8 protein-coding genes and 2 pseudogenes are annotated in these 8715 nt (G+C 63.5%); 4 read left to right on the plus strand and 6 right to left on the minus strand.

Annotated features, from left to right (window positions below; all coding sequences use genetic code 11):
* Positions 1-129: 129 nt before the first annotated feature.
* A pseudogene (locus tag ACODSV_RS35140) lies at positions 130-1110 on the minus strand (sigma 54-interacting transcriptional regulator); the annotation flags it as partial.
* A 156-nt stretch (positions 1111-1266) separates the two neighbouring features.
* Here ACODSV_RS35140 and ACODSV_RS35145 point away from each other — a divergent pair.
* Positions 1267-1737 (plus strand): annotated as a pseudogene (locus ACODSV_RS35145) (hemerythrin domain-containing protein); the annotation flags it as partial.
* On the opposite strand, the gene ACODSV_RS35150 reads toward ACODSV_RS35145, so the two are convergent.
* Both ACODSV_RS35150 and ACODSV_RS35155 read right to left on the minus strand, forming a co-directional pair.
* The gene (locus ACODSV_RS35150; protein WP_024075009.1) at positions 1738-2169 is read right to left on the minus strand and encodes a membrane protein; all 432 of its coding nucleotides are present in this window, start codon (positions 2167-2169) and stop codon (positions 1738-1740) included.
* 9 nt (positions 2170-2178) lie between these two features.
* Positions 2179-3369 carry an NnrS family protein gene (locus ACODSV_RS35155; RefSeq protein ID WP_150054500.1) on the minus strand — a complete coding sequence of 397 codons (1191 nt, stop codon included), beginning with the start codon at positions 3367-3369 and terminating at the stop codon, positions 2179-2181.
* Between the two features lie 120 nt (positions 3370-3489).
* Between ACODSV_RS35155 and ACODSV_RS35160 the strand changes: the two genes are divergently transcribed.
* From ACODSV_RS35160 to ACODSV_RS35170, 3 genes are read left to right on the plus strand one after another with little or no spacing between them, the layout of a single operon-like run.
* Positions 3490-3693 (plus strand): hypothetical protein, encoded by a 204-nt coding sequence (locus tag ACODSV_RS35160; protein WP_024075007.1) that lies wholly within the window; start codon positions 3490-3492, stop codon positions 3691-3693.
* A 29-nt stretch (positions 3694-3722) separates the two neighbouring features.
* Positions 3723-4406, plus strand: coding sequence for a Crp/Fnr family transcriptional regulator (locus tag ACODSV_RS35165; RefSeq protein ID WP_041160915.1), 684 nt, complete (start codon positions 3723-3725; stop codon positions 4404-4406).
* On the plus strand, positions 4403-4594 hold the full coding sequence (locus ACODSV_RS35170; protein ID WP_150054808.1) for a protein DnrP: 192 nt from the start codon (positions 4403-4405) through the stop codon (positions 4592-4594). The genes ACODSV_RS35165 and ACODSV_RS35170 overlap by 4 nt, the downstream gene beginning before the upstream one ends.
* Here ACODSV_RS35170 and ACODSV_RS35175 read toward each other — a convergent pair.
* From ACODSV_RS35175 to ACODSV_RS35185, 3 genes are all read right to left on the minus strand, one after another.
* Positions 4588-6429, minus strand: coding sequence for a nitric oxide reductase activation protein NorD (locus tag ACODSV_RS35175; RefSeq protein ID WP_150054809.1), 1842 nt, complete (start codon positions 6427-6429; stop codon positions 4588-4590). The genes ACODSV_RS35170 and ACODSV_RS35175 overlap by 7 nt on opposite strands.
* 103 nt (positions 6430-6532) lie before the next feature.
* Complete coding sequence (locus ACODSV_RS35180) at positions 6533-7954, minus strand: cbb3-type cytochrome c oxidase subunit I (RefSeq protein ID WP_024075003.1); 1422 nt, start codon at positions 7952-7954, stop codon at positions 6533-6535.
* A 3-nt stretch (positions 7955-7957) separates the two neighbouring features.
* Positions 7958-8398: a c-type cytochrome gene (locus tag ACODSV_RS35185; protein WP_024075002.1), complete on the minus strand. Its 441-nt coding sequence runs from the start codon at positions 8396-8398 to the stop codon at positions 7958-7960.
* Positions 8399-8715: the final 317 nt, after the last annotated feature.

Below are 8715 nucleotides of genomic sequence, written 5' to 3' on the forward strand. Positions count from 1 at the left end.
AGAGGCCGCCATCGGGGGCAAGTCGAATCGTCGCACCGCCCCTCCCACATTTGACCTCCATACATCAGGCCCGCAAATGGTCAGCCCACAGGCCGCCACGGGAGCAAGCACCCTCCCCCCAACCCCAAACTACTTGAGCCCCAACCGCCGCGCCAACTTATGCAAATTACTCGAATCCACCCCCAACAAACGCGCCGCACTCGCCCAATTACCGCCGCAATGCTCCAGAGCCTGGCGAATCTTATGACGCTGACACTCATCCACCGCCACCGCCAACGGCTGGAACACCTCACCGCCCAACACCACCGGTTCAAGCACCGGCATGGCATCGCCCAGCCCCAGCCACTGCGGCTCCAGGCTCATGAACGGACGGCTGCCGCCCCGACACAACAGCTTTAACGCCGCACGGCTGATCACATGCTCCAACTCACGCACATTGCCCGGCCAGGCATAGCCCAGCAGGGCCTGGCGCGCCGCCGGGGGCAGGCACAAACCGCGCAGCCCCAGGCGCGCACGGTTGAGCTCAACGAAGTGCTCGGCCAGCAACAGAATGTCATCGCCACGTTCGCGCAGCGGTGGGATCGCCACCGGATACACCGAAAGCCGGTGATACAGATCGGCGCGAAACAGGCCGTCGCGCACGCGGTCCGGCAGATGGCGGTTGGTGGCGGCGATGATCCGCACATCCACATGCAAAGGCCGGTCGGCCCCCAGGCGCTGGATCTCGCCGTTTTGCAGGGTACGCAGCAACTTGGCCTGAATGTTCAAGGGCAACTCGCCCACCTCGTCGAGAAACAGCGTGCCGCCATTGGCGACATCGAAACGCCCGGCGCGGTCGTGGCTGGCGCCGGAGAACGCGCCCTTGACGTGACCGAACAACTCACTCTCGGCCAACGCCTCCGGCAGCGCCGCGCAGTTGACCTGCACCAGCGGCCGGTGGCAGCGCCGCGATTGGTGATGCAGGCGCTGGGCAAACAGCTCCTTGCCGACGCCCGTCTCACCGAGCAACAGCACCGGCAACTCGGTCTGCGCCAGTACCGCCAACTCATCGAGCAATTGCCGCAGCACCTGACTGTGCCCAAGGATGGCGTCGGGCGGCAGGGTCGCATCGACCCTGATGGGGTTCGCATTACCCTGGCATAGGGTGGTCATGATCACCTCACCTCACAATAAAGCCTTATTTATCAATGGTTTTTCAGTTGGCACGGCGCCTGCAACCACCGGCACATACCGCTATCCCAATGAGGAAACCCGATGAGCCTGAGCGACTGGAACACCCAACCCCAGGATCAATTGATCGACCATCTACTGGCCCGCTACCACGCCCGGCATCGCGAACAACTGCCGGAGCTGATTCGCCTGGCCAGTCGTGTCGAACAGGTCCATGGCCACCATCTGCAATGCCCCAACGGCCTCGCGGACCTGCTGCGCGATATCCAGCAGGAACTGGAAAACCACATGCTCAAGGAGGAACAGGTGCTGTTCCCGATGCTGCAGATGGGCATGGGCGCGCAGGCGGCCATGCCGATCCAGGTGATGCGGCATGAGCATGACCAGCACGGCGAGGCGCTGGAACAGCTGTTGAGCCTCACCGATCGCATCACCGCACCGCCGAGCGCCTGTGGGACCTGGCGCAGTTTGTACAGCCAGTTGACGACCTTTCATGACGACCTGCGCGAGCATATCCACCTGGAGAACGAGGTGTTGTTTGCCCAGGCACTAAGCCCCGTGGCCTGATCAACGCAGCATCAGCTTGGCCAGGATCACGATCACCACCATATGCACCAGGATGCTGCGACGAATCCACGTCGCACGCCTGGGGCTCAGGCGCTGATGGCTCAGCAGGTACGCCAGCCACAGGTAATGGCCGATGATGCTCAGGGCCAGCACGATTTTCAGGCTCAGCAGTGCGGCAAAATGGCTGCCCCAGGGCACGCTCAACACCCCTCGGTAGTGCCAGGCCAGGCCGATGCCAGCGCCGTACAGCAGCACCACCACGCCATGCAGCACCTGGCGTGAGCGCCGCGCGATAGCATGATCGGAGGTGAACTGAGCCGACCAGGCCAGTTCCTCACGGGCGCTGTGCCAGATCACGACTTCGAAAAACAGCGTGCCGATAAAGGCAATCGCCGCCAACAGATGCACGATCAACAAGGTGGAATAGAGCACGACGTTCTCCTAACCTGGATGCCCATCGACCCGTGCTTGCCACAGCATCGGCCCGTAACGCCACAGATACAGGCCGAGCCCGACGCTCCAGCACAGGCCGGCCAGCCACAGCGCAGCCAGGGGCCAGAGCAGCACCAGCGCCACTCGGCTCACGCAGGCCAGGTTGAGCAGCACAAACGCCAGGGTCATCCCGGCCGGCGGCTGCAAGGCGCGGCCGGTGTGGCCGAGGCTGACGCGCGCGATCATGGCCAGGATCAAGCCGGCCATGGCGCCAATGGTCAATGCATGCACCGCCAGGCTGGGGTTGAATGGCGCACCGAAATGCCACAGCGCCATGCCCAGGCAGGCGACCGCTAGCCAGGCATACGCCAGGTGCAACGACCAGAGCAGCGGCACACGCCACAGGCCCCGGTCATGCCAGCGCACCAGGCGCAGCAGGTGCCCAAGCCCGAGGCCGGCGAACAGCAGGCCGATCCACAGGTTGGTCGATAGCGCCGGCCCTGCCCCATAGAGCACCGCGACCAGCATCGAGCCGCCCAGCAACACGCGGTCCAGCCACGGCCAGGGCTTGACCGCCTCGACCCGGTCCAGGCCGCGCTGGGTGAAGAACGGAATCACCCGCCCGCCGATCAGGCCCATCATCGCCGCCACCAGCCACAGCCCGGTCAACACCGCCTGGCGTTGCAGGCCCAGGTCATTGCGCAACAAGCCATACAGCGAGAGCGCATCGGCCACGGTCAGCAGCGCCAGCACCAGCACAATCGGATAATTGCGTTTCTGGCGGACCTGCCACAGGGTCCAGCCCATCACCGCCGCCACTGCCAGGGGGAACGTCAGCTCCAGCACCGCCAGCAGCGGCCAATGCAGGTTGAACAACCAGCCCAGGCGGGCCGCCAGCCATAGCCCGGCGAGCAGCGCCAAGGCATTGCCACTGATGCCGGGGCGACCGGTCCAGGTCTGCACTGCCGTCAGCAGGAACCCGGCGATGATCGCCAGGCCGAAGCCAAACAACAGTTCATGCCGGTGCCAGGCCAGCCAGCCACCGGCCGGTTGCCAACTGCCGAACTGGCCGCCGAGGGCCAGCAGCCACACGGGGATCGCCAGCACCGCCAACACGCAGGCACCGAGGAAAAATGGCCGGAACGCCAAGCGGAACAACGGGGTAATCGACATAGCCTTGCGCCGATCGAGCACTTGCATAACACGGTCTCCCTTCAGGACTGCGGCAATGTTGCGCCGATGGGCGTGCGTTGCCCTTGTCGTAGATCAAGTCGCAACGGCAGCTCAACGCTTACGCTTGCGCTCACTGTAGGAGCGAGCTTGCTCGCGAAGAACGTTAACGATGACACGGGCATCCTGATTAAACGCGGTGTCTGTGGGTTTTTCGCGAGCAAGCTCGCTCCTACAACACCTTTAGCGTGCTTTGGAGCCATGATGAAAAACGCCTATGTCCCCCTCGCCTGGTTTGTGATCCTCGGTTCCATGCTGGCGGCTGCCAGCAGCCTTTCGCTGGTGCTGGTGTGAACGCCCCGCTGACGCTCAAGGAGCCGGGCATGGTGCTGCATCGCGTACATCACCAGATCCTGCGCAGCCACCACCTGTTCGAGCCGTTGAACGAGGAAGAACTCGACGTGTTGATGGGCAGCAGCCAGTTGCTCAGTGTCGACAAGGGTGAGCCGCTGTTCCGCCAGGGCGAACCGGCCGATGCGTTTTACTTTGTGATTGCCGGCGCGGTGAAGATCTACCGCCTGACCCCGGACGGCCAAGAGAAGGTCTTCGAAGTCATCGGCGAGCGCCAGACCTTCGCCGAAGCCATGATGCTGATGGACACCCCCAACTATGTGGCCTGCGCCGAAGCCGTGTGCCCCACCCAGTTGTATCGCTTGTCCAACGCCACCTACATGCGCTTGTTGCAAAGCAACAGCCGCCTGACCTTCGCCCTGCTCGGCAAGTTGTGCGTGCGCCTGCACCAGCGCGTCAACGAGATCGAAACCCTCTCGCTGAAAAACGCCACCCACCGCGTGGTGCGTTACCTGCTGACCCAGCTGATGCACTTGCACAGCACTGACAGCCGCTTCGAATTGCCCATGGCCAAGCAATTGATCGCCGGGCATTTGTCGATCCAGCCGGAGACGTTTTCGCGGATTATCCGCCGCCTGATCGACGAAAAGATCATCACCCAGGACGGTCGCCAGATCGCCATCCTCGATCGCCTGCGCCTGGAGCAGTTCGAGTGAAAACCTGCCTGTACTGCCAGCAGCGCCATGCCGACGCACGCCAGGAGTGCGCGCACTGCGGCATGGCACTGCCCGCTTCCAACACTCATGTACAAGCACGCCGGTTGCGGCGTTTCCAGTGGTTCTGCCTGGGCCTGGCGCTGTTTTGCATCGCAATGTTCTTCTGGTTGCCGCGCACCTTCTACTGACCTTCAGTCAACTGCCGATACAGCTGCGGCAGGCGCAACGGCAGTTGTTGCGGCTGGCGGATCAGGGTGTAGCCATGGGCGCCGAACATGTAGGGCAAGTAATCCCCGGCCTGTTTGTCGATCGTGATGCAGAACGGCACCAGGCCCTGGCGCCGCGCCTCTACCACAGCCTGGCGCGTGTCTTCGACGCCATAGCGCCCCTCATACAGGTCCAGGTCATTGGGTTTGCCATCGGTGAGCAGCAACAATAACTTGCGCCGCTGCTTGCAAGCGCCCAACAGTTGGGTGGCCTGGCGAATCGCGGCGCCCATGCGCGTGTAATAACCCGGCTTGAGCGCCTGGATGCAGCCACGGGTACGGTCGTCATAGGCTTGCGCGAACGTCTTGAGCGGGTGCAGACGCACATGCTGGCGGCGCAGGGACGAGAAACCATACAGCGCAAACGCATCCCCCAGCCCGGCCAGGCTCTCGCCAAACAGCAACAGGCTGTCGCGGATGACGTCGATGACCTTTTGCTCGTCGTTCAAATGCGCATCGGTGGACATCGACAGGTCCGCCAGCAACAGGCACGCCAGGTCGCGTCGGGTGTGCCGCTGCTCCTGGTACAAGCCCCGCTCGACGCAGTCGCCATGCTGGCGCTGCACATGGAAGTCCACCCAAGCCTGCAGGTCGAGTTCCGCACCCTGGGGTTGCTGGCGCAGCCATTGGCGGTCGGTACGCAGCTGCTGGAACTGGCGACGCAAGCGCTGGGCCGGGCCACGCAGCCGCGCGGGCAAGGGTTGCGGCGCATCGGCACGCGGCTGCATCAGTTGCAGGTTGACGAAGCCCTCCTGCAAGCGTTGCTGACGGTAGTCCCACTCGGGCAACTTGATGCCTTCGCCGAGGGGGATGTCATCCACGTCGGCCGGCGGCAGGTCGAGGTGCAGCTTGAGACCGCCACTTTTGCGCACGCGCTGGCGCGACAGGCTCAGTTCGTCCAAGTCTTCGGCGACACGGGCGGCGTCGGGGTCCTCGCTCTCGTCGGCCCAGCGATCGAGGTCGACGTGTTCGCTCCAACTGAACAGGTTTTCCAGGCGCACCACCAGCAGGCCGCCGTCGCGGCTGTGGTCATCCACGCGGCTGGCGCGTTTGGGCGCGCCCTGCTGCTCGCCGGCCGGCGTGGCCAGGTCGTCGCCCTCGTCATCCAGGCCCACGGTCTGGGGCGTGTCCAGGTGCAACGGCGGGTACAGCCATAAGGGCAGCGGCCAGGCGGCGCGCTCACTGCGCGGTAACTGGCGCACGCTGCCGGGTTCGCGCAGGGCCTTGCGCAGGGCTTTTTCCAGGGCGGCCTCGCCGGGCGTGAGGCTGGCGGGGTCGGGGCGCAATACCAGATGGGCCTCCACCAGGCGCTGATAGCTGGCCAGCATCGCCGGGTAGCGTTGCAGCACCAACCAGGTCCAGCGTTGGTTGTCACGGGCCCAGTGGGTCATCGGCCCTGCATGCGCGGCCAGCAAGGCCAGCCAGCGGTACAACTCCAGGTTCAGCGCAACCGTGGGATACACCGCCAGGCTCGACGGCAGGCGCAGGCGGTTGCCATCGCAGGAGGCCAGGGGCGCCTGCTTGCAGGTACCGGCGATGCGCATCAGCAGGTTGCGGCGCAGCAGCAAATCACGCTCGCTGGCGGCTTCCAGGGCGATCCCGCTGGCCCCGCCCAGGGCGCGAAACAGCATCGCCAGGCTCCGCTGGCGGTCGACCAGCTCGACCCGTGCCGCCGGGAAATCGGCACTGGCGCGGCGGGTGATAAAGCGATGCCAGGCACTGCCGACCCACTCTTCCAGCTCAAGGGTAAAGGCCATGGGGTTGGCTCCAACTAGTGGGGATTGGACGGGCACACCGCGATCCAAATGAGGGAGAGGGCATTGAGGCAATGCCCCCTCCCACATCTGGACCGCGTTACCTTCAGTAGACGATCGGCACCGGTGCGCCCGCCATGCGGGCGCGTTGCCGGAAACTGAACAGGTAGCAAAGCAACCCGATCAGGAAGCCCACCCCACTGACCAACCGCGCCCAGAACAGCCCCTGCAAGTGCTCCACCGTGGCCATGAACGGCAAGGCCACTCCGTCCACCTGCCAGCGTTGCAACCAGACCTGCACGGCCCCGGCGGCGGTGAGGAACAGGGTGATCATCACCATGGACAACACCATCAACCAGAACCCCCAGATCTCAAGCGTCTGCGAACGTGCGTCCGGCGCTTCACCGATACCCCGCAGGCGTGGCATGGCGTAGCTGATCAGCGTCATCACGATCATCGCGTAGGCCCCGAAGAACGCCAGGTGCCCGTGGGCCGCGGTGAGTTGAGTGCCGTGGGTGTAGAAGTTGACCGGTGCCAGGGTGTGCAGGAAACCCCATACCCCCGCGCCGAAGAACGCCGTGACCGTGGTGCCCTTGGCCCACAACGTGGCCGCGCGGTTGGGATGCTGGCGCCGACGCTGCTTGACCATGGTGAAGGCAAACATCACCATCGCCAGGAACGGCAGCGGCTCCAGGGCCGAGAAGATCGAACCGACCCACAGCCACACCTCGGGCGCACCGATCCAGAAGAAGTGGTGACCGGTACCGATAATCCCGGTGATCAGGGCCATGGCGATGATCACGTACAGCCATTTCTCCACCACTTCGCGGTCGACGCCGGTGACCTTGATCAGCACGAAAGCCAGCATCGAGCCCATGATCAGCTCCCACACGCCTTCGACCCAAAGATGCACCACCCACCACCAGTAGAACTTGTCCCGCGCCAGGTTGCCGGGGTTGTAGAACGAGAACAGGAAGAACACCGCCAGGCCGATCAGCCCGGTCATCATCACCATGCTGACAGTGGTCTTGCGCCCTTTGAGCAGGGTCATGCCGATGTTGTACAGGAAGCCCAGGCACACCACGACGATGCCCATCTTGGTAATGGTCGGTTGCTCCAGGAACTCACGGCCCATGGTCGGCAACAGCTCGTTATGGGTGAGCTTGGCCAACGCCGCGTACGGCACCAGCAGGTAGCCGAGGATGGTCAACACCCCGGCGGCGGCAAACACCCAGAACAGCACGATCGCCAGTTTCGGGCTGTGCAGCTCACGGTCAGCCTCCTCGGGCACCAGGTAATACGCCGCGCCCATAAAGCCGAACAGCAGCCAGACGATCAGCAGGTTGGTGTGGACCATCCGCGCCACGTTGAAGGGGATCAACGGGAACAGAAAGTCACCGACCACGTATTGCAGGCCCATGATCAAACCGAACAGCACCTGGCCGAGAAACAGGATCAGGGCGAACACAAAGTACGGTTTGGCCACGGCCTGGGATTGGAATTTCAGGTATGGATTGGCACTGCGCATGGCTCAGCCCTCCTTGTTCGGTGGCCAGTTATTGGTATTGATCTTCGAGCTCCATTTGAGGAACTCGGCCATATCGTCCACCTCCTGGTCACTGAGATTGAATTGCGGCATGGCCCGCCGCCCCGGTACACCCAGGGGTTGCATCTTCATCCAGGCATGCAGGAACGGCTTGAACCCCTCCTCCCCGCCCCGGCGCTTGAACACATTGCCCAGCTCCGGCGCGAAATAAGCGCCCTCGCCCAACAGGGTGTGGCAGCCGACGCAGTTGTTGCGCTCCCAGACGCTCTTGCCACGTACGACGGAATCGGTGAGCAGGTCCTGATTGCTGCGGGAGGGAAAGGTTTGTTCGGTGTGGTAGGTCAGGGCCAGGAAAATCAGGAAGAAGAACACGCTTCCTCCGAAGTAGATATTCCTGGCCATGCCCTTGGTGAAGGTCTCTGACATGGTCGCTTCCTCATTGCTTGGCCAGGGGATGATAGGGAGGCGTGGGGGGAAAACCGCTTGATGGCGATCAAGAAATGTTGATGGTTTTGGTCGGGTATAGGGTTTGGGGGATAGTTGTTGCTGTGGTCATGGCGGCTGGGGGGGGTCGTGTACATATCCGTTTTTGCGGTAACGGCGGCTGGGGGGGCCGTGTACATATCCGTTTTTGCGGTAACGGCGGCTGGGGGGGCCGTGTACATATCCGTTTCTGTGGTAACGGCGGCTGGCGGTTCCGCCCTTACGGCGGGTCACTTTTGGAAAAGAGCCCCAAAAGTAAC

Source organism: Pseudomonas sp. FG86, assembly GCF_057808775.1.